The organism is Streptomyces sp. NPDC003023 (genome assembly GCF_042888225.1).
Classification (GTDB): Bacteria; Actinomycetota; Actinomycetes; order Streptomycetales; family Streptomycetaceae; genus Streptomyces.
Window position 1 is genome coordinate 72,483 of record NZ_JBIAPL010000008.1, and the last position, 23,294, is coordinate 95,776.

General features: G+C 71.8%; 21 protein-coding genes. 13 read left to right on the forward strand and 8 right to left on the reverse strand.

Annotation, left to right across the window (positions count from 1 at the left end; translation table 11 throughout):
• Positions 1–107 precede the first annotated feature (107 nt).
• The 3 genes from ACFYV1_RS24920 to ACFYV1_RS24930 are packed head-to-tail and all read left to right on the forward strand — an operon-like array spanning position 108 to position 4,455.
• The gene (locus ACFYV1_RS24920; protein ID WP_389397785.1) at positions 108–2,525 is read left to right on the forward strand and encodes an FHA domain-containing protein; all 2,418 of its coding nucleotides are present in this window, start codon (positions 108–110) and stop codon (positions 2,523–2,525) included.
• Between the two features lie 11 nt (positions 2,526–2,536).
• Complete coding sequence (locus ACFYV1_RS24925; RefSeq protein WP_389397786.1) at positions 2,537–3,436, forward strand: hypothetical protein; 900 nt, start codon at positions 2,537–2,539, stop codon at positions 3,434–3,436.
• Positions 3,436–4,455 (forward strand): serine/threonine-protein kinase, encoded by a 1,020-nt coding sequence (locus ACFYV1_RS24930; RefSeq protein ID WP_389397787.1) that lies wholly within the window; start codon positions 3,436–3,438, stop codon positions 4,453–4,455. Before ACFYV1_RS24925 ends, ACFYV1_RS24930 begins: the two co-directional genes overlap by 1 nt.
• Here ACFYV1_RS24930 and ACFYV1_RS24935 read toward each other — a convergent pair.
• Entirely contained in the window at positions 4,449–5,762 is a 1,314-nt protein-coding gene (locus tag ACFYV1_RS24935; protein WP_389397788.1) for a streptophobe family protein, read from the reverse strand. The two genes, ACFYV1_RS24930 and ACFYV1_RS24935, sit on opposite strands and share 7 nt — an antisense overlap.
• A 161-nt stretch (positions 5,763–5,923) precedes the next feature.
• Here ACFYV1_RS24935 and ACFYV1_RS24940 point away from each other — a divergent pair, with 161 nt between their 5' ends.
• From ACFYV1_RS24940 to ACFYV1_RS24950, 3 genes are all read left to right on the forward strand, one after another.
• Entirely contained in the window at positions 5,924–7,225 is a 1,302-nt protein-coding gene (locus ACFYV1_RS24940; RefSeq protein WP_389397789.1) for a DUF6777 domain-containing protein, read from the forward strand.
• A 192-nt stretch (positions 7,226–7,417) separates the two neighbouring features.
• Positions 7,418–8,860, forward strand: coding sequence for a tannase/feruloyl esterase family alpha/beta hydrolase (locus ACFYV1_RS24945; RefSeq protein ID WP_389397790.1), 1,443 nt, complete (start codon positions 7,418–7,420; stop codon positions 8,858–8,860).
• A gap of 32 nt (positions 8,861–8,892) precedes the next feature.
• Positions 8,893–9,876: an aldo/keto reductase gene (locus ACFYV1_RS24950; protein WP_389397792.1), complete on the forward strand. Its 984-nt coding sequence runs from the start codon at positions 8,893–8,895 to the stop codon at positions 9,874–9,876.
• Between the two features lie 55 nt (positions 9,877–9,931).
• On the opposite strand, the gene ACFYV1_RS24955 is transcribed toward ACFYV1_RS24950, so the two are convergent.
• The 4 genes from ACFYV1_RS24955 to ACFYV1_RS24970 all read right to left on the reverse strand — a co-directional run bounded on the left by ACFYV1_RS24955 (position 9,932) and on the right by ACFYV1_RS24970 (position 14,810).
• On the reverse strand, positions 9,932–11,380 hold the full coding sequence (locus ACFYV1_RS24955) for a GH1 family beta-glucosidase (protein WP_389397793.1): 1,449 nt from the start codon (positions 11,378–11,380) through the stop codon (positions 9,932–9,934).
• A gap of 78 nt (positions 11,381–11,458) precedes the next feature.
• Entirely contained in the window at positions 11,459–12,382 is a 924-nt protein-coding gene (locus ACFYV1_RS24960) for a carbohydrate ABC transporter permease (protein ID WP_389397794.1), read from the reverse strand.
• Positions 12,379–13,401, reverse strand: a complete 1,023-nt coding sequence (locus ACFYV1_RS24965) for a carbohydrate ABC transporter permease (protein WP_389397795.1) — start codon at positions 13,399–13,401, stop codon at positions 12,379–12,381. Before ACFYV1_RS24965 ends, ACFYV1_RS24960 begins: the two co-directional genes overlap by 4 nt.
• Positions 13,402–13,499: 98 nt before the next feature.
• Positions 13,500–14,810, reverse strand: coding sequence for an ABC transporter substrate-binding protein (locus ACFYV1_RS24970; RefSeq protein ID WP_389397796.1), 1,311 nt, complete (start codon positions 14,808–14,810; stop codon positions 13,500–13,502).
• 281 nt (positions 14,811–15,091) lie between these two features.
• Between ACFYV1_RS24970 and ACFYV1_RS24975 the strand changes: the two genes are divergently transcribed.
• The 6 genes from ACFYV1_RS24975 to ACFYV1_RS25000 all read left to right on the forward strand — a co-directional run bounded on the left by ACFYV1_RS24975 (position 15,092) and on the right by ACFYV1_RS25000 (position 20,059).
• The gene (locus ACFYV1_RS24975) at positions 15,092–16,108 is read left to right on the forward strand and encodes a LacI family DNA-binding transcriptional regulator (RefSeq protein ID WP_389397797.1); all 1,017 of its coding nucleotides are present in this window, start codon (positions 15,092–15,094) and stop codon (positions 16,106–16,108) included.
• A gap of 368 nt (positions 16,109–16,476) precedes the next feature.
• Positions 16,477–17,505 carry a Ku protein gene (locus tag ACFYV1_RS24980; RefSeq protein ID WP_389397798.1) on the forward strand — a complete coding sequence of 343 codons (1,029 nt, stop codon included), beginning with the start codon at positions 16,477–16,479 and terminating at the stop codon, positions 17,503–17,505.
• A 71-nt stretch (positions 17,506–17,576) separates the two neighbouring features.
• A complete protein-coding gene (locus tag ACFYV1_RS24985) occupies positions 17,577–17,969 on the forward strand; it encodes a DUF6479 family protein (RefSeq protein WP_389397799.1) in 393 nt (130 codons plus the stop codon).
• Positions 17,970–18,182: 213 nt separating this feature from the next.
• Positions 18,183–18,614, forward strand: coding sequence for a hypothetical protein (locus ACFYV1_RS24990; protein ID WP_389397800.1), 432 nt, complete (start codon positions 18,183–18,185; stop codon positions 18,612–18,614).
• An 87-nt stretch (positions 18,615–18,701) separates the two neighbouring features.
• Positions 18,702–19,418 carry a DUF6766 family protein gene (locus ACFYV1_RS24995; RefSeq protein WP_389397801.1) on the forward strand — a complete coding sequence of 239 codons (717 nt, stop codon included), beginning with the start codon at positions 18,702–18,704 and terminating at the stop codon, positions 19,416–19,418.
• Positions 19,419–19,591: 173 nt separating this feature from the next.
• Positions 19,592–20,059 (forward strand): VOC family protein, encoded by a 468-nt coding sequence (locus tag ACFYV1_RS25000; protein ID WP_389398004.1) that lies wholly within the window; start codon positions 19,592–19,594, stop codon positions 20,057–20,059.
• Between the two features lie 265 nt (positions 20,060–20,324).
• On the opposite strand, the gene ACFYV1_RS25005 is transcribed toward ACFYV1_RS25000, so the two are convergent.
• Genes ACFYV1_RS25005 through ACFYV1_RS25015 form a run of 3 tightly spaced genes read right to left on the reverse strand, consistent with a single transcriptional unit; the run spans position 20,325 to position 21,469 of the window.
• Positions 20,325–20,900, reverse strand: a complete 576-nt coding sequence (locus ACFYV1_RS25005) for a DUF6328 family protein (protein ID WP_389397802.1) — start codon at positions 20,898–20,900, stop codon at positions 20,325–20,327.
• Positions 20,901–20,913: 13 nt separating this feature from the next.
• Positions 20,914–21,276 (reverse strand): DUF3040 domain-containing protein, encoded by a 363-nt coding sequence (locus ACFYV1_RS25010; protein WP_389397803.1) that lies wholly within the window; start codon positions 21,274–21,276, stop codon positions 20,914–20,916.
• Positions 21,277–21,313: 37 nt separating this feature from the next.
• A complete protein-coding gene (locus ACFYV1_RS25015) occupies positions 21,314–21,469 on the reverse strand; it encodes a hypothetical protein (protein ID WP_389397804.1) in 156 nt (51 codons plus the stop codon).
• A 231-nt stretch (positions 21,470–21,700) separates the two neighbouring features.
• Between ACFYV1_RS25015 and ACFYV1_RS25020 the strand changes: the two genes are divergently transcribed.
• A complete protein-coding gene (locus tag ACFYV1_RS25020) occupies positions 21,701–23,281 on the forward strand; it encodes an FAD-dependent oxidoreductase (protein WP_389398005.1) in 1,581 nt (526 codons plus the stop codon).
• The last annotated feature ends 13 nt before the right edge of the window (positions 23,282–23,294 follow it).

A 23,294-nucleotide genomic window follows, 5' to 3' on the forward strand; every position in this document is an offset into this window, starting at 1 on the left:
GTACGAAGAGTGAGCCCGTGTCGCTTCTGGGTAATCAACAGAGTGCACCGGCTCCCGTCCCACCGCAACACACGGCGCGACAACGGACATATCGCTAGAATTCGAACATGGCAGAGCGGCCTGGTACGCCGACCGCGCCCGCACTCGTCGTGGAGACCGACAACGGCTCCACGGTGATGGACCCGAACCGGGCGTATCACGTCGGGCGTGACCCCCTGAGCGACATCGTCATCGACGACGCGCGCGTGTCCTGGCACCACGCGCTGCTCCACACCGTCGACGGCCACTGGACACTGGCCGACGAGGACAGCACCAACGGCACGTACACCGAGGGCCGTCGCGTCCACGAGCGGGAGGTCGGCCCCGGCAGCGTCATCCGCTTCGGGCACGCGGCCGACGGCCCGCGGGCCGTCCTGGTCGACCGTGCCGCGCCGCCCGCCACGCCGTCGTCCGCCGCCCGGCCGTCCACGGCGCAGGCTCCCGCCCCGTCCTCCGCGACGCCGCCGTCCTCCCCGGCGCGACCGTCCGCCGTCTCCATGCCCGCCGCGACCGGCACCTTCCGCAGGCCGACCAGTGTGCGGCCGCTGCCGACCCGCACCGTGCGCATCGGCAGGAGCGCCGACAACGATCTGGTGGTCGACGACCTGGTCGTCTCCCGCCACCACGCGGAGCTGCGCTCCCCCGCCGAGGCCGCGTACGAGATCGTCGACCTCGGCAGCCACAACGGCACGTACCTCAACGGACTGCCCGTCGACAGGGCCGCGGTGCTGCCCGGCGACATCGTCGGCATCGGACACTCCGCCTTCGTCCTCGTCGGCGACGAACTCCAGGAGTTCGTCGACACCGGCGAGGTCTCCCTCGACGTGCAGGACCTGGCGGTCACCGTGGACCGGGGCCGCAGGACCCTGCTGGACCATGTGTCGTTCCCGGTCGGCGAGAAGTGCCTGCTCGCCGTGATCGGCCCGAGCGGCGCGGGAAAGTCCACGCTGCTGAACGCCCTCACCGGGCTGCGCCCCGCAGAGCAGGGCACCGTCCTGTACGACGGGCGGGATCTGTACCGCGACTACGCCGAGCTGCGCCGGCGCATCGGGCTGGTGCCGCAGGACGACATCCTGCACGCGCAGCTGACGGTCCGCCGCGCCCTCGCCTATGCGGCGGAGCTGCGTTTCCCCCAGGACACCAGGCGGTCGGAGCGGGAGGCTCGGGTGGCGGAGGTGATCGGCGAACTGGGCCTCGGGCAGCGGGCGGACCAACCGATCCACAGTCTCTCCGGCGGCCAGCGCAAGCGGGTCAGCGTGGCCCTGGAGCTGCTGACCAAACCGTCCCTGCTCTTCCTCGACGAGCCGACGTCCGGCCTCGACCCCGGTATGGACCGCTCGGTCATGCACATGCTGCGCGGTCTGGCCGACGACGGGCGCACGGTCGTCGTCGTCACCCACAGCGTGCTCAGCCTCGACGTCTGCGACCGGCTGCTGGTCCTCGCGCCGGGCGGCAGGATCGCCTACTACGGGCCACCCGAGGACGCCCTCGGCTTCTTCGGGTTCTCCCAGTGGCCGGAGGCGTTCGAGGCCTTCGAGAGCGACCGCGACCGGGACTGGGCGGGGACGTACCGCGAGTCGCGGTTCCGCCGGCAGTACATCGTGGGCTCCACGGCCCAGCCGCGCGTCCCACGGCGTCCGGCGGCCGGGCCGGTACCGCCGCCGCCCAAGACGCAGACCTGGGGTGCGCAGGTGCGGACGCTGGTGCGGCGCTACACGGCCGCCCTGAGCGCGGACCGCACGTTCCTCGTCATCATGATCGGCCTGCCGTTCGTGATGGGAGCGATGGCCCGCGCGCTGGCAGGCGGCCGGCTGGACCGCGAGACGGCCATGAACGCGCTGCTCATCCTGTGCGTCGGCGGCGTGCTGACCGGCGCGGCCAACGCCGTACGCGAACTGGTCAAGGAACGGGCCGTGTACCAGCGGGAACGGGCGGTCGGCCTGTCCAGATCCGCTTACCTGATGTCCAAGGTCGTGGTCCTGGGGACGATCACGGTGCTGCAGGCCGTCGTGCTGACCCTGGTCGCCCTGGCCGGAGTCGGCCTCAACGCACCCGGCGGCGAGGGCGTGCTGCTGCCGCCGCTCGTCGAGATCACCCTGGCCGTCGCGCTGCTGTCGTTCACCGCGATGATGCTCGGTCTGGTGATCTCCGCGCTGGTGCGCAAGGAAGAGGTCACCATGCCGCTGCTGGTGCTCCTCGCGATCGTGCAGGTCGTGTTCTGCGGCGCGCTGCTCCGGCTGGACGGCGTCGCGGTCGTCGAGCAGCCGGCGTGGCTGATCCCCTCGAGGTGGGCGCTCGCCGCGATGGCGGGCACGATCGGCCTCGGCCGCATCGTGCCGGGCGACCTGACGGCCGACCCGCTCTTCGAGCACTCGGCGGGCGTGTGGCTGCTCGACCTGGGGATGCTGCTGGTCCTCTCCGCGCTCTTCGGGATCCTGATCACCCGGCTGCTGCGCCGGCACGAGCCCGCCGTCATGCGGAAGTAGGCCGGGCCGCCATGACCACCTGGGAGTTTCGCGCCACGCATGTCGTACCGCAGTCGGGAATGCCCGCCTGGGAGACGCCCGACGTGTCCCGGCCGACGGCACCGCTCGATCCTCTGCTCCCCGTCCAGCTCGCCGAGCGGCGGGGCGACTGGGGGCGCATCGTGTGCGCCAACAGCTGGTCGGCGTGGGTCGACGGGCGCCTGCTGGTCCCGGTGCCGCAGGACCCGCCGGCGGTCGGCGGGCCCGTGGCCCGAACCGCGGACCCCCGGCCCCTGCTGGCCAGGGTGGGCGAGACGCTCGCGGGCTACCGGCGCGCCGTTGAGGATCTGGCGGACGGCCTGTCCGACGGCGAGACCTTCCGGGGCCGTACCCGGGGGCTGCGGGTGGGGCTGGTGGTGGACGGTGAGTCGATGTGGCTGTACGACGCCGAGCACGAGCGCTGGGCGTACTGCGACGGCCTCCGGCTGAACACGTTCGCGACCTCGTCCCGCCCGGCGTCCGCGGCCGGGGACGCGGGTGTTTCCGGGTCCAGGCCCGCCCAGTGGCCGGGCGCGGACCCGCCGGACCCGGTCCGGACCGTCCCCCCGGACTCCGTACGCCCGGTCCCGGAGCCGACGCAGGTCGTCGCCGCCCGGGAGCGGACCGCGTCGCCCGACCTGGGCACGCGCTCCTCCGACGGGCCGGGCGGCGAAGGAACGCCGTGGCACGAGCCCACCCGGATCGTGGACCCGCACAACACCGGTGGCGCCGGTCAGCGGGAGCCCGAGGAGCCGTCCCCCCGTGCAACGGAGGACGAGGAGGAGGCGACGCGACTGCTCGAGCCGCCTCCGCGGCCCGACGAGGAACGCCCCGACGCGACTCGGGCCGTGGAACGGCCGGAAGCGGCGCGCGACCGCGGTGGTGACCGCTGATGGCGGGGTCCGCCGGTATGCCCGGCGGCGGGCCCTCCGAGCTGATCGGCAGGGAGGTGGCGAGCTACCTGGTGGAGCGCGAGATCGGCCGCGGCGGCATGGCGGTCGTCTACCGCGCGCGGGATCTGCGCCTGGACCGGACCGTCGCGCTCAAACTCCTCGCTCCCGAACTGGCCCGCAACGACACCTTCCGCAGGCGGTTCACCCACGAGTCGCGCGTGGCCGCCTCCATCGACCATCCGCACATCGTTCCCGTCTTCGAGGCGGGCGAGACGGACGGGCTGCTGTACATCGCCATGCGCTACGTCGCCGGGCAGGACCTGCGCGTACTGCTCGACCGGCAGGGCCCGCTGCCCGCCGTGACGGCGGGGCGCATCGCGGCCCAGGTGGCGTCCGCCCTCGACGCCGCGCACGCGCACGACCTGGTGCACAGGGATGTGAAGCCGGGCAACATCCTGGTCGCGGAGGGCACCGACAGCGATCATCCGGAGCATGCGTATCTCACCGACTTCGGGCTGACGAAGAAGTCCCTGTCGCTCACCGGATTCACGACGGTCGGCCAGTTCGTCGGGACGCTGGACTACGTCGCACCGGAGCAGATCTCCGGGCGGCCGGTGGACGGGCGGTGCGACGTCTACAGCCTCGGCTGCGTCGTGTTCGAGACGATGGCCGGTGCGCCGCCGTTCCAGCGGGACGACGACATGGCCCTGCTGTGGGCGCACCAGTACGATCCAGCGCCGCCGCTGACCGGTCTGCGGCCCGATCTGCCACCGGGCGTCGACGGCGTCATGTCGAGGGCCCTCGCCAAGGGTCCGGACGACCGCTACGACTCCTGCGGCGAGTTCGTGGCGGCGCTGCGGGCGGCGGTGACGGCCGGCGGGAGCGGGGCCGCCGACGGCGAACGCGTCGCGGCGGCCGGCCGCGGCGCGTTCGTGCCCGGTGAGGACGGCGCCGTGCCGGATCCGCCGCGCTGGGCGCTGCCCGTCCTTCCCGGCTCGGCCGTTGCCCGGCCTCAGTGAGGCGCCGGCAGGTCCGTCCGGCCCCGCCGGTGGACCCTGGATGCCAGCAGCCCGCCGATCGGTCCGGTGACCAGTCCCCACAGGGCCGCGAGGCCCAGTGCCGGCCAGAGACGGGGCCGCAGCGCCACCTCCCCGGCGAGGTCGCCGCCGAGGTCGCCGATGCCCAGCAGCGACAGACCGTAGTGGGCATACAGCCGTCCGAGCAGGCACACGGTCAGCACCGTGAGGACGAGCGCGACGGCCATGTGCAGCGCGTGCTGCCACAGCCGCGTCCGGGCCGGTGACCGGACCGCCGTCAGGAAGGCGGCCGCCGTCACGAGCACCGCGGCGACCACCAGCAGCCACCAGGCGCGGCCGTCGCGTTCGGCCAGTGTGCCGAGGTCCACGGTTGTCGTGTCGCCGGCGCGGAGCACCTCGTCGAGCAGCTGCGGCATCGGCAGACCGAACGGGCCGTCCACCCTGCCCTCCCAGGACGCGCCCAGGCCGAGCGTGAGGGCGAGCCAGACGAGATTGGGCAGGCCGAGAAGGACGACGGCGAAGGTGTCCGCGGTGCTGTCCCCCGTCAGGGCCACCACGATCCCGACGACCGCGCCGATCCCCGCGTAGGCGAGCAGCAGCGTGACCATCGCGAAGGCCGCCGGGCGCACCGTCTCCTGGAAGCGCAGCAGCCTGCCGGGGAGCGGGGCGCCACGCGACACGAGCACGGCCAGGGTGAGGACGCCCGCGAGCCACAGCAGGCCGAGGAGCAGGGTGAGCGGGAGGTCCGTACGGAACCCCACCCGCGGCGTCGTGTCCAGGAACTCCTCGAGGAAGCCGCCCGTGGGGTCCTCGACCGGGATGGTGAAGGTGTGGCGTGCGAGAGCGCCGAGGCCGACGAGGGCGAGCAGCCACGGCACGGCCAACCGGGCGGCCCATCCCGCGAGTTCGGGTGCCGAGGCGACGGCTCGGTGTCGCAGCGGCCGCAGGAACCCGGCAGCGACGGTGAGAGCTCCGGCGAGGCTCACGGAGAGGGGCAGCGCGGTCAGCCCGGCGCTCGTCTCCGCGATCACACCGGCGTCACCGGCGATCGCGACGGTGCCGCCGGCCGCCATCACGACGAGCGCCGCGACGACCGGGAGGAAGCCGCCGTCGGGCAGGTTCGCGGCACCGGCGGCCCACAGCCCGAGGGCGGCGGTGAGGGACATGACCACGAGTGCGGCGAGTACCGCGGCGAGTGCGTGGAGCCAGCCGTGGGCCGGGCGGGGCGTGCCGCTCGGTCTGCCGGGGCCGCTGGGGTTTCTGGGCTTGTTCGACGCCTGCTGACTCACGCCGCCACGCTATGCAGGGCGGGTGCGGTGCGCTTCCCGGGTGGGCCGACCGCGTCGGCTTGCGGGCCCTGCGGGTGGCGGGCACACAATGGGAACATCATGTGACAGAGCGGGCGAGAACATCCCGCCCGCCGTCTTCCTACACCAGGGAAGAAGAGCTTGTGAGTGCCGAGAACCCGCCCTCCGGCCCACCGACGGGTCCCCCGTCGGGCCCCCTCTCGGGACCTTCGCAGCAGGGTCCGACGCCGCCGCCCCCGCCCGGTGGATCCGGCGGAGGTCCGGGCGGTCCCGGCGGGCCGGGCGGTGGAGCGGACGGCGGTAACGGTGACGGTGGCCCGCACGGAGGTCCGCACGGAGGTCCGCGGCGGCCCTGGTGGCGCTCGGTGCCGCGGATCGCGGCCGTCGCCGTCGCGGTCGTGGCCGCCGTGGTGCTGGTCGTCGTGCTGACCCGGCCCGACGGCGTGCCCCGCACACCGTCCGGCGGTGGCGGTGGCGGGGAGGTCTTCCTCCAGGCCGCCGGCTCCACCGGGCCCGACCCCTTCACGGAGTCGACGGCGAAGGAGAGTTCGCCGCCCGCGTCGACGCCCGCGGCGAAGCCGGACGGATCCACCACGCCGCCCAACGCCACCCGCAGCGTCGAGGGCTCGACGCCTGGCCTGTACGGCGGAACCCGCAACGTGTCGAGCTGCGACGTGGAGAAGCAGATCAAGGCGCTGGCCGCCGAGCCGGCGAAGAACCGGGCCGTCGCCGAGGTCCAGAGGATCGAGCCGTCCCGTGTCGCGGGCTATCTGCGCTCGCTCACCCCGGTGCAGCTGCGGATGGACACCCGGGTGACGAACCACGGCTTCAAGGACGGCGGCCCCACCGCCTATCAGGCCGTCCTGCAGGCCGGCACGGCGGTACTGGTCGACGACCGGGGTGTTCCCAGGGTTCGCTGCGCCTGCGGCAATCCGCTGCTTCCGCCGGTCGCGCAGAAGGGCACCCCGAGGACGACCGGCGACTCCTGGCCCGGGTACCGCGCGGCCGACGTCGTAGTCGTGGCACCGGCGGACCGGCCGGTGAAGGAGTTCGTCCTCCGCGAGGACAAGGGGTGGATCAAGCGCCCGGCCGGCGACACGGGCACCCGGGACGAGACGACGAAACCCCCGTCCCGCGAGCCCTCGCCCTCGAAGTCCGACGGCGCCACCACCCCGCCGGAGCCGGCAGAGCCCCCGGCGGAGCCGCCGCCGCAGGAGCCGCCGTCGGCGCCGCCGCCGCCCGCGTCGGATCCGGCACCGGAGGACCCGTCACCCGCGGAGCCCCCGTCCGAACCGGCTCCCGAGTCCGGCGCCGACTCGCCGCTCGGACCGGCGCCGGACGACTCACCGGAGCAGGCTCCGCAGCGCTACGGCGACACCAGCGGACTCGCCCCCCGTACGCCGGACCCGGCACGCGCACCGATCCTGGGCACGGTCCTGATCTGACAGCGGGCGAGGCAGCGTTAGCAGGGCCGCGCCGATGAGCGCAAGGGGGTGCGAACCGCCGTCGAGGGACGTGGATATGGGTGGCGTCACCATTCTCCTGGGCACGACGCGTTCCTAGTGTGACGGCAGTCGTCGCGCCGCCGGTCCGGGACTTCCTCCGCCGGGCGCCTTGTCCCGGCAGGAGGCCGTTCCGTGCCGTTCGCCCTGCCGCCAGGCATCCTTTCCGCACATCGCAGACGGCCGGGAGCCGGGAGCCGCGCCGTACGGGCGGTCGCCGGGGCCGCGCTGCTGCTCGGTCCGACCGCCGTACCCGCCGCAGAGGCCCGCGAATCGGAGCACTGCGCGCGGCAGCAGACACTGCGGGTGCCCGGGGCCGAGCACCAGGAGCTCTCCTGCCTGGGCGAGTTGACGACCGCGGGCACGGTCGCGTCGGGGCACACCGACCGGGCGGACTGGTCGGGGCTCACCCCGGCGGGGCTCGCCACGCCCAGCGGAGTCCCCGGCATCCAGATCGACGGCTACTTCCCCGACGACTCGGCCACGAACACCAATCACGGCTGGCGGCACGACTCCCAGTTCGTCATCCGGCTGCCCGACCGCTGGAACGGCGGTCTGGTCGTCGCCGGTTCGCCGGGCGTGCGTGAGCAGTACGCCAACGACCGGGCCGTGTCGGACTGGGTGCTGTCGCGTGGCTACGCGTTCGCCGCCACCGACAAGGGCAACACCGGCGCCGCCTTCCACCGCGACGGCAGGCGGCCCGGCGAGGCCATCGCCGAGTGGAACGAGCGGGTCACCCAGCTGACCCGGGCCGCCAAAGCCGTCGTCGCCCAGCGCTACCACCGGCCACCGCAGCGCACCCTGGCCACCGGCATGTCGAACGGCGGCTATCTGGTGCGCTGGCAGTTGGAGAACCATCCGGAGCTGTACGACGGCGGTGTGGACTGGGAGGGCACGCTCTGGCACGCCGAGGGACCGAACCTGCTGACGTTCCTGCCGCCCGCGCTGCGCGGCTACCCGGTGTACGCGGCCGGCGGTGCGGGCGCCGGGCAGGCGCACCGGGAGATGGTCGCGGCCGGGTACCCGGCGGGCTCGGAGTTCCTGTGGCCGTTCCACCACCAGTACTACTGGGACCTGACGCAGCGCATCTACCGCGAGGAACTCGACCCGGGATTCGACGGGTCCACCGAGGCCGGCACGCCCTTCTGCGCACCGGGCACGCCGGCGTGCGACGCGGACTACGACTACGCCTCGCGGCCCCCCGAGGTGCACAGGGCCGTGGACCGTATCGCGCTGACGGGCCGGATCGGGAAGCCGCTGATCACGCTGCACGGCACGCTGGACGTGCTGCTGCCCATCGGTGAGGGGTCCGACGTCTATGCGCGGATGGTGCGCGACGCCGGCCGGGACCGGTTGTTCCGCTACTACCGTGTCGAGGGCGGCACGCACGTCGACTCGCTGTACGACGTGTTCCCGGACCGATTGCGTCCGCTGACGCCGTGCCATCGCTCGGCCTTCGCGGCCATGGAGGACTGGATCGGTGAGGGCAGGAGTCCCGCGGCGGGGCACACCGTGGCGATGCCCGCCGCCGGGAGCGACCCGCTCACCGACTGTCCCCTCGGGGGCCGGCTCACCTGACTCGGACTGACGTGACGCATAGGATGCACGACATGGAACAGCGGGTTTTGGGCAGGACCGGCCGGGACGTCTCCGTGGTGGGACTCGGCACCTGGCAGCTGGGCGCCGACTGGGGCGATGTCACGGAGGAGGACGCCGTCCGTGTCCTCGACGCGGCCGTCGAGTCGGGTGTGACCTTCTTCGACACGGCCGACGTCTACGGGGACGGGCGCAGTGAGCAGCTCATCGGCCGCTATCTGCGCGAGCGTCCGGACGCGGACCTGTTCGTGGCCACCAAGATGGGCCGGCGCGCCGACCAGCTCCCGGAGAACTACGTACTGGACAATTTCCGCGCCTGGAACGACCGTTCGCGCGAGAACCTGGGCGTGGACACCCTGGACCTGGTGCAGTTGCACTGTCCCCCGACCGCCGTGTTCTCGTCCGACGAGGTCTTCGACGCACTGGACACGCTGGTCGCGGAGAAGCGGATCGCCGCGTACGGCGTGAGCGTGGAGACGTGCGAGGAGGCGCTCGCCGCGATCGCCCGGCCGGGCACCGCGAGCGTCCAGATCATCCTCAATCCGTTCAGGCTCAAGCCGCTCGAGGAAGTCCTCCCGGCGGCCGCGCGGGCGGGTGTGGGCATCATCGCCAGGGTGCCGCTCGCGTCCGGGCTGCTGTCCGGCAAGTACACCAGGGACACGGTGTTCGCCGCCGACGACCACCGCACCTACAACCGGCGGGGCGAGGCGTTCGACCAGGGCGAGACCTTCTCCGGTGTCGACTTCGCGACCGGGATCGAGGCGGCCGCCGAGTTCGGCGCACTCGCCGCTCCCGGCAGCACCCCGGCGCGTACGGCACTGCGCTGGATCATCCAGCAGCCGGGCGTGACGAGCGTGATCCCCGGCGCGCGCTCCGCCGACCAGGCTCGCGCCAACGCGGCCGCGGCGGACGAGCCGCCGCTGTCGCAGGGTTCGCTGGACGCGGTCCGGGATCTGTACGACCGGCGTATCAGGGCGCAGGTGCACGGCCGCTGGTGAAGCGGTGGGCAGGGCCCCGGTGCGCGGCACCGGGGCCCTGCCGTACGCCCGGACGTCAGTCGAGAGGCGTCAGGGTGCCGGTGCGCGCCAGGTCCGCGTACCAGCGCGAACTCGCCTTGGGGATGCGCCTGCCCGTCGGATAGTCGACATAGACCGTGCCGAAGCGCTTGCTGTATCCGTAGCCCCACTCGAAGTTGTCGAGGAGGGACCAGAGGAAGTAGCCGCGCACGTCCACGCCCGCCTCGATGGCCTGGTGCACCGCGGTGAGGTGCCCGTGCAGGTAGTCGATCCGCTCCGGGTCGCGGACCTCGCCGCTCGGGTCGACGTAGTCGTCGAAGGCCGCCCCGTTCTCGGTGATCACGAGCGGCATGCCCGGCAGGTCCGTGCCCATGCGCAGCAGCAGGTCGCGCATGCTGGTCGGGTCGACGGCCCAGCCCATGGCGGTGGTGCTGCCCGGCGGGAGGTGGAAGGCCACGTTGTCGGCGCCGGGCCAGGGGCTGTGGTCGCTCCTGCCGTGGCCGTCGGAGCCGTGGCGGGTGCCGTCGGCAGCGGCTGAGACCAGCGTCGGCGTGTAGTAGTTGACGCCCAGGAAGTCGAGCCGCTGCTTGATGTCGGCGGTGTCGCCGTCGCGGACGAAGGACCAGTCCGTCAGGTGGGCCGTGTCCCGCAGCAGGTCGGCGGGGTAGGCGCCCTCGAACATCGGTCCGGTGAAGACCCGGTTGGCGAGGGCGTCGATCCGGCGCGCGGCGTCCACGTCGGGCGCCTGCCCGGTGAGCGGCCTGACGTGGTGGATGTTGAGGGTGACGGACACCTGTGCGGCGGAGGGCAGGCCGGCGCGCAGCGCCTGGACCGCCTTGCCGTGCGCCAGGTTGAGATGGTGGGCGGCGCGCAGGGCGGCCACCGGCTCGGTGCGGCCGGGTGCGTGCACTCCGGAGCCGTAGCCGAGGAAGGCGCTGCACCAGGGTTCGTTGAGCGTGATCCAGGTGCGGACCCGGTCGCCGAGCGCGTCGGCGGCGAGTCCGGCGTACTCCGCGAACCGTTCCGCGGTGGCCCGCTCGGGCCAGCCGCCGGCGTCCTCGAGCTCCTGCGGCAGGTCCCAGTGGTAGAGGGTGGCGACCGGCTGGATGCCCTTCTCGAGCAGCTCGTCGGTGAGCCGGCGGTAGAAGTCCAGTCCCTTCTGCACGGCGGGGCCGCGGCCCGTCGGCTGCACGCGCGGCCACGCGATCGAGAACCGGTACGCGCCGACACCGAGGTCGGCCATGATGGCGACGTCCTCACGCCAGCGGTGGTAGTGGTCGGTGGCGATGTCGCCGGTGTCGCCGTTTCTGACCTTGCCCGGGGTGCGGGAGTAGGTGTCCCAGATGGAGGGCGTGCGGCCGTCCAGCGCGGCCGCTCCCTCGATCTGGTACGCGGCGGTCGCCGTGCCCCACAGGAAGTCCTGAGGGAAGGTGCGGGTGGCGGGCGCCTGGTCGGCTGGGGTGGCGTGCCGGGTTGCGGTGGTCACGTGAGTCCTTCCGGTGACGGGAAGATCGGGGGAGGAGAGGGGGATCGTCCGGCGCTAGTCGGCGCCCGGCGGCAGGGCTCAGCCCTTGACGGCGCCCTGCATGATGCCGCCGACGATCTGGCGGCCGAAGACGACGAACATCGCGAGGAGCGGCAGCGTGCCCAGCAGGGCGCCGGCCATGATCAGCGACTGGTCGCGGATGTATCCGGCGCTCAGCTGGGTGAGCGCGACGGGCACCGTCGGGTTGCTCATGTCCAGGGCGATGAACGGCCAGAAGAAGTCGTTCCAGGCGTGCACGAACGTGATCATGAACAGCACCGACATCGCCGGCCTGGCGACCGGCAGGACGATGCTCCAGAAGATGCGGAGCGAGTGGGCGCCGTCCACCCGGCCGGCCTCGACGAGTTCGTCGGGCAGGGCCTCCGCGAGGTACTGCCGCATGAAGAACACGCCGACGGCGCTCACCAGGGTGGGGAAGATGACGGCGGGCAGCTTCTGCCCCCAGCCCAGGTCGCTCATCATCATGAACAGCGGTACGACACTGAGTTGGGGCGGCACCATCATCGTGCCGATGACCAGCATCAGCAGTACGTTGCGCGCCTTGAACCGCAGCTTGGCGAAGGCGAAGCCGGCCAGCGTCGCGAAGAGCACCGTGGCCAGGGCGATGCAGCCGGCGACGATCAGGCTGTTGATCATCGCCTTGCCCATGGCGGCCTCGTCCCACGCCCTGGCCAGGTTCTCGAACAGGTTCGGTCCCGGCAGCAGCGGCGGCGGGGTCTGCGTCACCCGCGTGTTGTCGGTCGAGGCCGCCACCATCGTCCAGTACAGGGGGAAGAGCGAGGTGAGCGCCGCGATCGCGAGGAGCACGTAGGCGAGCGGGCCCGCGTGGTGCTGACGGCCGGCCCGCGGGCGCAGCACAGGACGGCGGCGGGCCGTGGGGGTGGACTCCCGTACGGCGGCGGGTCCGGGTTCGGTCCGGGCCGCGAGGCTGTCGGTGGTCATGACGCGGTGCTCCTGGTCGGTGCGGACCTGCGGGCGGCGACGCGCCGGACGACGCGCTGGACGACGAAGACGAGGACCAGCAGGAGGAACATCATCCACGCGACGGTCGCGGCCCGGCCCATCTGGTAGTTCTTCCAGCCCTCCTCGTACAGCAGCAGTCCGAGGGTCTGGTACTGGTTGTCGGCGCCGCCGGTGATGCCGTTGGGTCCCTGCCCGAAGATGAGGGGCTCGCCGAACAGCTGGGTCGCGCCGATCGTCGACAGCACGATGGTGAAGACGATGGTGGAGCGGATTCCGGGGACGGTGACGGTGAGGAACTGCTGCCAGCGCGAGGCGCCGTCGATGGCGGCCGCTTCGTAGCGGTCCCTCGGGATGGCCTGCATGGCGGCGAGGTAGAGCAGGGCGTTGTAGCCGGTCCATCGCCAGATCACGATCGTCGAAATGGCGATCTGCGCGGCCCACTTGTTGTTCTCGAAGTCGACGTTGTCGAAACCGAAGAGGCCGAGCATCCAGTTGATCATGCCGAAGTCGCGTTCGAAGAGCATGGTGAACACGAGCGCCGCCGCGCCGACAGAGGTGGCGTACGGGGCGAGGGCGGCGACCCGGAAGAAGGTCGAGCCCCGCATGCGGTAGTTGAGCAGGTGGGCGAGGCCGAGGGCCATCAGCAGCTGCGGCACGGTGGAGATCACGCCGAGGGTGATGGTGTTGCCGGCCGCGTTCCAGAAGCGTTCGTCCTCCCACAGGGTGACGTAGTTGTCGAAGGCCACCCACTCCATGATGTTCATGGTGGCGAGCTCGACACGGTGCAGGGATATCCACGACGTGTAGATCAGCGGATAGAAGCTGAAGGCCGCGAAGACGACGAAGAACGGGGCGACGAAGACGTAGGGCGCGCCGCGCACGTCCAGCCGGTGGAGCAGGGCGCGCCGGCGCGGGCGCGCGCCGTCGGCGGGTGCGCCGGGTGCCGGGGGCTTGCCGACGGGTCCGCCGGCCGGCGCGACGGGAGTGGAAGCGGCCACGGGGGCAACCTTCCTGTGAGGCCTGGGTCAGGGGATCGGTCCCGGTGACCGCCTGCCGCTCGGGGCGGGGCGCGGTCACCGGGCGGACGGGGGCCGGCTCAGCCGGTGGCCTTCTTGATCCGCTCGTCGGTGGTCTTCCAGGCCTCTTCCGGGCTCTTGTTCTGCGACTCGATCAGCGTCAGGCCCTGCGAGAAGATGTCCTTGATCGTGCCGTCCTTGCGTCCGAGGACCTGCTCGTCGGGGATCTCCTGAGCCGCGGCACCGAAGATCTTGCCGATGGGCGCGTTGCCGAAGTACTCCTGCTCGGCGCCGGTCACGGCCGGCGACGTCAGCGCCTTCTGCGAGGAGGGGAAGTTGCCGAGCTTCTGGAACACGAACTCCTGCTGCTCGGGCGCGGTCAGCCAGGCGACCAGCTTCTTGGCCTCCTCCTTGACCGGGCTCTTGTCCATCACGCCGAGGAAGGAACCGCCCCAGTTGGCGCCCTTGGGGGCCTTGGCGACGTCCCACTTGCCCTTGTTCTTCGGTCCGGCCTTCTCCGTGATGTGGCCGAGCATCCACGCCGGGCAGACGGTGGTGGCGAAGGTGCTGTTGGCCAGCCCCGGGTCCCAACCGGGCTGGAACTGCCGCAGCTTGGCGGTCAGCCCGGTGGTCGCGGCCTGCGAGGCGAGGTCCCAGGCTCCTCTGACGGCGGGGCTGTCCCGGTAGATCAGCTCGCCGTCCTTGTCGTAGAACTGCTCGGAGTTGCCGTAGATCATCGCGTTGAACAGGCCGCTCGAGCTGTCCATGAAGGCGACGCCGTCGCCCTTGAATCCGGCCTTGAAGTCCTTGCCGGCCTGGACGTACTTGGACCAGTCGCCCGCCCACAGCTCGGCGACCTCGTCGCGGTCCGTCGGCAGTCCGGCCTGCTCGAACAGGTCCTTGCGGTAGCAGACGGCCATCGGGCCGATGTCGGTGCCGAGACCGATGAGCTTCTTGTCCGGGGTGGTGACCTGGCTGAGCTTCCAGGGCAGGTAGTGCTCGATGCCGGGTACGTCGGCGAGGTCGACGAACTTGTCCGCCTGGGTGTCGACGAGCTCCTTGGCCCGCCCGATCTCTATGCCCTGGATGTCCTTCAGACCGCTGCCCGCCGCCAGGTGCGTCTGCAGGGCCGTGTAGTAGGTCTGCTCGTCACCGGCCACCTCGGCCTTGATCGTGACGTTCGGGTTCTCCTTCATGTACCGGTCCAGCAGACCGGTCTCCTTGTACCCCATGACGCCGAACAGGCCCATGGTGATGGTGACCTTGCCGTCCTTGACGCCGCCGCCGGTACCGGAGTCGCCGCCGCTGCAGCCCACGATCAGGCCGAGGGCGGCGACTGCGGAGACAGCGCCGGTAATTCTTGTACGCAACAGCTTCTGGTTCCTGGTCATGGTGTCCTCCCCAGCGACGGTGCCGATGCACCGGAATGCGGACGCGACGGTCCGCTGAGTGGCCCGATTCATGGTGGGTACGTTCTCAAGCTACGATGGGAACGTGCCCATCAAGGTTCACGAAGACTGACGGCCTCGCCGTACACCTGTCAAGAACTTGAAACCAGATCGTCTCCCGATGCACATCAGGCGACGAGCAGGCCGGGCCGCCGGGAGCGGTGAGCGCTTCTGGCACAATGCGCTGCCTGGCGGCGTGTCAGCCGATCGACGAGGGAGGGGCCATGGGGGGCAGCGGGCGGCCGACCATCAAGACAGTCGCCGCGCGGGCCGGTGTCGGCCGCACGACGGTGTCACGGGTCATCAATGGTTCGGCACTCGTCAGCGACGAGGCGCGGGACGCGGTCCTTGCGGCGATCGCGGAGCTGGGTTACGTACCGAACTCCGTCGCCCGGGGCCTGGTCACCAGCCGGACCGACTCGATCGCCCTGGTGATCCCGGAGTCGGAGAGCAAGCTGGGCTCCGAGCCGTACTTCTCCGCGGTCATCCGCGGCGTCAGCACCGGCCTGGCGCAGACCCGGACCCAGCTCCAACTGGTCCTCGTACGCGACAAGGGCGAACAGGACCAGCTCACCGACTCGGTCGCGGCACGCCGGGTGGACGGCGTCCTGCTGGTCTCGGTGCACGAGCACGACCCCCTGCCGGGGCTGCTCGAGGACATGGGACTGCCGACGGTTCTCGCCGGCCGCCGCTCCCCCGCCGAGTCGCTCAGCCACGTCCACTCCGACAACGTGGGCGGTGCCGCCTCAGCCGTGCGGCACCTGGTCGAACGGGGCCGGAAGACCATCACCACGATCACCGGCCCGCTCGACATGGATGTCGCCCGGAGCCGTCTGCGCGGCTGGCGTGAAGCCCTCGACGCGGCCGGCCGGGACTCCGGTGAACACCTCGTCGCCGCGGCCGACTTCACCGAGGAGGGCGGCCGCCAGGGCATGCGTTCACTTCTTGAACACATGCCGGGGCTCGACGCCGTTTTCGCCGCGTCCGACGTGATGGCGGCCGGAGCCATGAGCGAGCTGCGCGCGCAGGGCCGGCGCATCCCCGAGGACGTGGCGGTGATCGGCTTCGACGACTCCTTCATCGCCCGGCACACCGACCCTCCGCTGACGACGGTGCGCCAGCCCGTCGAGGAGATCGGACACACCATCGCGCGCATGCTCCTCGACGAGATCGCCGACCCCGGCGCGCCGCGGCAGCACATCGTGCTGCCCACCGAACTCGTCGTCCGCGACTCGACCTGAGTCCCCTGCCGACGAGGGTCGGGAACCGGCAGGACGGCGGGGAGGCGGTCGCGGCCGTCCGCGCGTTCGCGTGCGTCCACGGCACGATCCTCGCGGCACGTACCGGTCAGGCCGGCCGGTCGGCGGTGGCCGGGCAGCGTCACGGTCACGTCGTCGCGCGGCGTCGGCCGGTTCACGGCCGTGACGCCCGCGTGCCCACTCTCCGTGAAGAGGGCGCGCGAGGCCGGCTCTCGTCACCCGGAAGGGCGAGCGGCCCGCTGCGCGTGTCAGCGCTGCCCAGGTGGCCGTGACATCCGGTCGGCTCCCAGAATGAGGCGCGGTCAGGAACCCGCGAGGGACCCGTTACGGCGACGCGGAGGTGCGGGGCGATGGCAAGAGCGATGTGGACAGGGGTGCTGAGCTTCGGGCTGGTCACCCTGCCCGTGGGAATGTTCACCGCCACCGACGACCACACCGTCCACTTCCACCAGCTGCAGCGCGGCACCGGTGACCGTATCCGCAACAAGCGCGTCAACGAACGCACCGGCCGCGAGGTCAGGAGCGAGGACATCGTCAAGGGCTACGACACCGGCGACGGCGAGTACGTGGTCGTCGAACCCGAGGAGCTCGACGACATCGCCCCCGGCCGGTCCAAGGTCATCGACGTCAGCGGCTTCGTCGAACTGGACAGCATCGAGCCCGTGTACTTCGCCCGCACGTACTACCTCGCCCCGCGCGGCGACGAGTACTTCAAGGTCTACGAGCTGCTGCGCGGTGCCCTCGACCGCTCGCGGAAGGCGGGTGTCGCCACCTTCACCATGCGCGGCAAGGAGTACCTGACCGCGGTCCGCGCCCAGGAGTCCGTACTCGTGCTGCACACCATGCACTACGCGGACGAGATCAGGGACCCCGGCCGGGAGTTCGACCTGCCCAAGCGGCGGCCCAGGATCGGCGCGAAGGAGCTGGGCACGGCCCGGAAGCTCATCGACGCGCTCACCGTCGAGTGGAGACCGGAGGACTACCAAGACACCTACGAGGACCGGGTCCGCGGCCTCGTCGCGTCGAAGCGCGAGGGCCGCGAGGTGGTCACGGAGGCCGGGCCGCCGGAGACGACCGACGTCACCGATCTGATGGAGGTGCTCAGCCGCAGCGTCGAGCGGGCCCGCTCCGGGGAGGGACGCGGCAGCCGTGCGCGTACCCGCAGAGCCAGGGCCTCCGCGGGTCCCGGCAGGGGCGCCAGGGGTTCCGAGGGCGCCGCGGGAGGCGATCGGCACCGGAAGGCCGCAGGGCGGGACCTGGCCGGACTCAGCAAGAAGGAGCTGTACGCCCGCGCCACCGAGCTGGGCATCTCGGGCCGGTCGTCCATGACCCGCGACGACCTCCTGGCCGCCCTCGGCGCGGCCGGCCGGGCCGCCTGACAAGGCGCGTCCATTCGGGCGGCTGCTCCGCCGCCGACGGATATACCGGCCAGATTGGGTACCCGGTAAGCATGGTCACTTTCAACCAGCCGGCCGGGGACGGCGCCGCTCTCCTCGCGGCCGGTGAGGGAGCACCCGCGGTCATCGTTTTCAGCCTGATCGTGCTCGGGCTGCTGGTGCTGCTCGTGTGGATCGTCTGGCAGGTGGGCGCGCGCCGGCGACGCGACATGCCGCCGCGGCCGGACGAACAGCCGAGGCGCCCCGATCACCAGACGCACTACGAGAGCCGTCTGGAGCCCGACGAGTTCGACACGAGTGAGGGACACGAGGTACCGGGGCGTCTGACGCCCCACGAACTCCACGGCTACGGGAACATGGGCTCCCGGCCCGCCCCTGAGAAGAAGCCTCCGCGTGACTCCGACGAGAGCGGCGGAGCCTTCGGCAGCGGCGGTCCCGGGGGCTGAGGGGCCAGGCGGACGCCCGGATCCGCACATCGCCGCCGGCTGCACGCGCAGCCGGCGGCATTCGTCGCTCACGCATTCGTCGCTGACGCACTCGTCGCGGATGTACGCCGCGGGTGTACGCGTCGCGGATGTGTCGTCGCCGGTATTCGCCGGTATTGAGGCAGCACACAGCTCGGGGGCTCAGGGGCTCGGCCAGGGGGTCCAGGAGGAAAGTTGGCAGGCTCGAAGCGTCCCGGTCCACCGACGGCGGTCCTGACGACCGCTGCCGTCGTCGCAGCGGTCGTGGCACTGGCCGGCTGCACGTCGCTCGGCTCGCGCGAGGACGCCGCCGCCCGCGCCGTCGAGCACTTCGAGGCCGTTCTGCGCGCGGGCGACGCGGAGAAAGCCTGCTCCGCGCTCGCGCCGGGCACGCTTCAGGAGCTGGAGGACAGCGCGGAGGCGCCGTGCCCCAGGGCACTCACCGAAGCCGGTCTGCCTGACGGCGGCCGGGCGGAACGGGTGGACGTGTACGGCAGGGAGGCACGGGTCGTCCTCGTCAACGACACGCTCTTCCTCTCGACGTTCCCGGGCGGATGGAAGATCACGGCCGCCGGATGCGAACCGCGTGCCGGCAAGCCGTACACATGCCAGGTCAAGGGGGAATGACGAGATGACACGGACCTTGTTCTTCCTCTGCCTCCTGGTCGCCGGCGGCGGTCTCGCGTACTGCGTCTCGATCGGGGTGATGCACCGTTGAAGCCCGACCACGACTCCCCCGGGCTGGCACCAGGTGGCCGGCTGCGAACCCTCAGGGACAACAGCCTGACGCTCGCCTTCGGCACCGCGTTCCTGCTGGCTCTGCTGGGGCAGGCGTTCGCCGGGCAGGCCCGTCTCAACAGCGAGCTGGTCACCGAGGGCCTGCACCCGATCGGTTTCGGTGACTATCTGACCTCCTCGGATTTCGCGGTCAACGTGACCGAGAACTGGCAGTCGGAGTATCTGCAGTTCTTCCTGCTCATGTTCGGGACGGTCTGGCTGCTCCAGCGGGGTTCCCCGGAGTCGAAGAAGCTCGACAGGGCGGGCCCGGAATCGGACAGGGAGCAGCGCGTGGGGGCCTTCGCCCGGCCCGACTCCCCGCGCTGGGCGTATACCGGCGGTCTGCGCCAGGCCCTGTACTCGCGGTCGCTCGGTGCCGTGATGGGCACGATCTTCGTCCTGTCGTGGCTGGCCCAGTCCGTCACCGGGCTGGCCGCTCACAACGCGGAGCAGCTGCGGACGCTGCAGGCGCCGCTGAGCTGGTCCCAGTACGTGTTCTCGGCAGACTTCTGGGACCGCACCCTGCAGAACTGGCAGTCGGAACTGCTGGCGGTGGCCTCGATGGTCATTCTCTCCGTCTATCTCCGGCAGCGTGGCTCGCCCGAGTCCAAGCCGGTGGGCTCCTCCCACGACGCGACCGGCGTGGAGGGCTGAACGCATGAGGGAGGTGGTCTGGAAGACCGGTTCGCCGTGGGGCATCATCGCGGCGACGCGCGTGACGGACGACCGGCCGGGCGCCGAGAACGCGGCAGCGGCCCCGTCCCAGGGGGACCTGCGGCCAGAACGGACTGCGTGTGGGAGAAGGAGCGCCCGTGGCACTTCAGCGGATGGACAACGTGGGCATCGTCGTCGACGACCTGGCGGCCGCGGTCGCCTTCTTCACCGAACTCGGCATGGAGCTGGAAGGGGAGGCGCGGATCGAGGGAGTCTGTGCGGACCGGATGGTCGGCCTCGACGGGGTCCGCAGCGCCATCGCGATGATGCGCACCCCGGACGGCCACGGCCGACTCGAGCTGACGAAGTTCCACACCCCCGCGGCGATCACCGCCGGGCCCCCCGACCCGCCGCCCCACACGCTCGGCCTGCACCGCGTCATGTTCGCCGTCGACGACATCGACGACACGATCGCCCGTCTGCGCCGCCACGGCGCCGAACTCGTCGGCGAGGTGGCGCGGTACGAGAACGCCTACCGGCTCTGCAACCTCCGCGGCCCCTCCGGAATCATCGTCGCTCTTGCCGAACGCATCGGTCAGGTTCCGTCTCTGCGGTCCGCGCCGGAAGGAGACCCGCGCTGAGCGCCGGCCTTCGAGGCGGTCATGGCCGGAATCCGGGTCCCGTGGGGCGTCGGGATCCCGCCTGAGAGGTCGATGGAGTACGAGTACCAGTGCCAGTGCCGGCGCAGATTCGCCCTTCAACCAACGGACGTCGATCCGCGGGGACAAGGGTGATCACAGTTGGCCAGGACACTCGCCCGCCTCCCCGGCGGCCGTAGCCGAGCAGCCCCTCGAGGCGCCGGACTTTCCGGTCGGCTGGGCGGCTTCTCCGGCAAAGAGGCAGGCTCTAGCCGTGGAGTCCCCGCTCCCGGCCCTCCCCGTCGGGGACCGGGTCGTGAGGCCCTTCGTCTTCGTCCTGGGCGGCCCCGGCGACGAGGGCACTGCGGCGGCTCATCAGGACGGCGGGCACCAGCCAGCTGAGCGTGAGGCCGCCGACTACGGCCAGGGTCATCACCAGCGCGGTCGTGTCGCTCAGGGTGGCGACGCTGCGCAGCACGATAAGTACGGCGAGCCCCACCAGGCACAGCAGCAGCACGAGACCGGCGACGGTGAGCCGCGAGGACCACTTGACCGCCTCGTACTTGAGTCCGCGGCCGGTGACCACGCGGTGTATGCCCACGGGTGCGGTCAGCAGTCCCGTGGCGGCCACGCCGACGAGCAGTGAGGCGACGTACATGGTCCGGTCGCCCTCACCGAGGCGGGCGAATCCCGGGGCGAAGGCCACGGCGAGCAGGAACACGAAGACCAGTTGCACACCGGCGAGCGCCACCCTCACCTCGCGCAGGAGCTCGGCCCACAGCCGGTCGAACCGCTCGTCCTCGTCTTCGCGCCGGCCGCCCGGACCGGTGTGCGCCACTCCCATCGACGGCCGCCGCTCAGGCCGGGCCCGGGCCGCCCCCGCGGCCCGTTCGGCGGCGCCGCGCGGCCAGCCGTTCCAGCCGGCGGCACACGAGGAGCATCAGCCCCACCGTGGTGAGCGCCGACGTCGCCGCGAACGCCCAGAGGAGGGCGGGCGACGACGTGGACGCGGCCATCACGAGGAGTACGCAGGTCAGGGTGGCGAGCACGCACACGGTGAAGGCGAGCAGATGCGACCGGAATCCGTGGGTGACCCGCCCGAGCCGCGGTCCGGGAGTCATCGTCCGCAGACGGCGGTCCAGGATCTCGTCGGCGCGCAGGTCGCGTTCGATCTCGGCGAGGATCATCCGCTCCGGTTCGGAGAGTCCGGGTCCGTCCATGGCTGGCGCCTCCGTACGCTGTCAGACGGTTGGTATGTCAGTCCTCGCCCCGGACGATGTTCGCCTCCGGGCCGCTCTCCCCCTGCCGTTCGGGTTCGCGTCCCTGCGTCACCACCGCGGGTCTGCAGGTGCGCACCCGTTCCCGTTCCGAGATCCGGCTGCTGGTCCTTTCGGTGTCGGCCCGCGTCTCCACGGCTGACACCTCCTCTGGTGCTCGGTACCGGCGGCCTGGCTTGTGGCGCTGCCGGATTTCTGTTCTTCCGGGTACCCCGTCCGTCCGGCGTCAGTCACCCGGACGGACGCTTCGGGAAGGACGCATCGGCGGCCCGTGGCCGGGCACCCGGTCCGCATGTCGAACGACTCTGATTCTCCGGACGCGGCCGAGGTGGCACCCCGGCCGACGCGCACGACGGACTCGCACTGGATGCGTACCAGCGACAGCACCTCCTACCCGCCCCTGACCGCCGATCTCGAGGTGGACGTGGCCGTCGTGGGCGGCGGTGTCGCGGGGCTGAGCACGGCATGGGAGCTGACCCGTGAGGGCGGCCGGTCGGTGGTGGTCCTCGAGGCGGACCGCGTCGCGGCCGGCGTCACCGGCTTCACCACGGCGAAGGTCACGGCACAGCACGGCATGATCTACGACCGGCTGCGGCGGACCAGGGGCCCGCAGGGTGCCCGGCTCTACGCACAGTCACAGCAGGCGGCCGTCGAACGCGTGGCCGAGGTGACCTCCGCACTTGGAATCACATGCGAGTTCGAGCGCGGTCCGTCGTACGTCTACTCCCGTGACGGCGCCGAACGCTCGGCCCTGAGGACCGAGGCGGAGGCGGCGGCCGAGGCGGGCCTCGAGGCGTCGTACGTCGAGGACACCGGTCTGCCGTTCCCCGTGGCCGGAGCGGTTCGGGTGGAGGACCAGGCGCAGTTCCATCCGCGCAAGTACCTCCTCGGCCTGGCGCGCGACCTCACCGCGTACGGCAACGTCATCCACGAGCGGACCCGCGTCACCGGCCTGCACGAGGGGAGTCCCTGCCGGCTCACCACGGAGGGCGGCTTCACGGTGACCGCCCGCGACGTCGTCGTCGCCACACACTTCCCTGTCTTCGACCGGGCGCTGCTCTTCGCCCGGATGTCGCCGCGGCGCGAACTGGTCGTGGCCGCGCCGCTGCCGGCGGACCGCGACCCGGGCGGCATGTTCATCACCGAGGACGGCGCCAAGCGGTCGGTGCGGACGGCTCCGCTGGGCGACGGCCGCCGGCTGCTGATCGTGACCGGGGAGAACTTCACCCCTGGTACGGGGGACGTCCTGGAGCGGATCGAGCGCCTCGACGAGTGGATGCACACCCACTTCGCCGTGGAGGAGACCATGTACCGCTGGGCCGCGCAGGACAACGACTCCAGCGATCATGTGCCGCTGATCGGCCCGTTCCACCCGGGAGCCCGGCACACGTACGTGGCGACGGGTTTCGGCGGCTGGGGCATGAGCGGCGGAGTGCTGGCGGGGCGGCTGCTCACCGGGCTGATCTGCGCGGTGGAACCCCCTTGGACGGACCTCTACGACCCCCGGCGGCTGTGGAGCACCCTGCGGGAGGCGCCCACCCTGCTGTCCCAGCAGGCTGAGGTCGGCAAGCACTTCGTCGGGGACCGGCTGCGCACCACCCATGTGGACTCCGCGGCCGACATCCGGCCCGGCACGGGCGCGGTCGTACGCCTGGAGGGGCAGCGCTGTGCCGTGTACCGCGACGACGAGGGCGCCTGCCACGCGGTATCGGCTCGCTGCACTCACCTGGGATGCCTGGTGGCGTTCAACGACGCGGAACGCGCATGGGAGTGCCCTTGCCACGGCTCACGGTTCGCTGTCGACGGCTCCGTTCTGCAGGGACCGGCGCTGCGGCCCCTCGAACGGCGGACCGTCGAAGGCGCCGACAACCCCGCCGGCCCGGAGGCGTCAGCGGGCACCGGGGGCTCCCGGGGGTCGGAGCGCCCGAAGGACTCGGACAGCTCCTGAGCGGTCGAGCCGC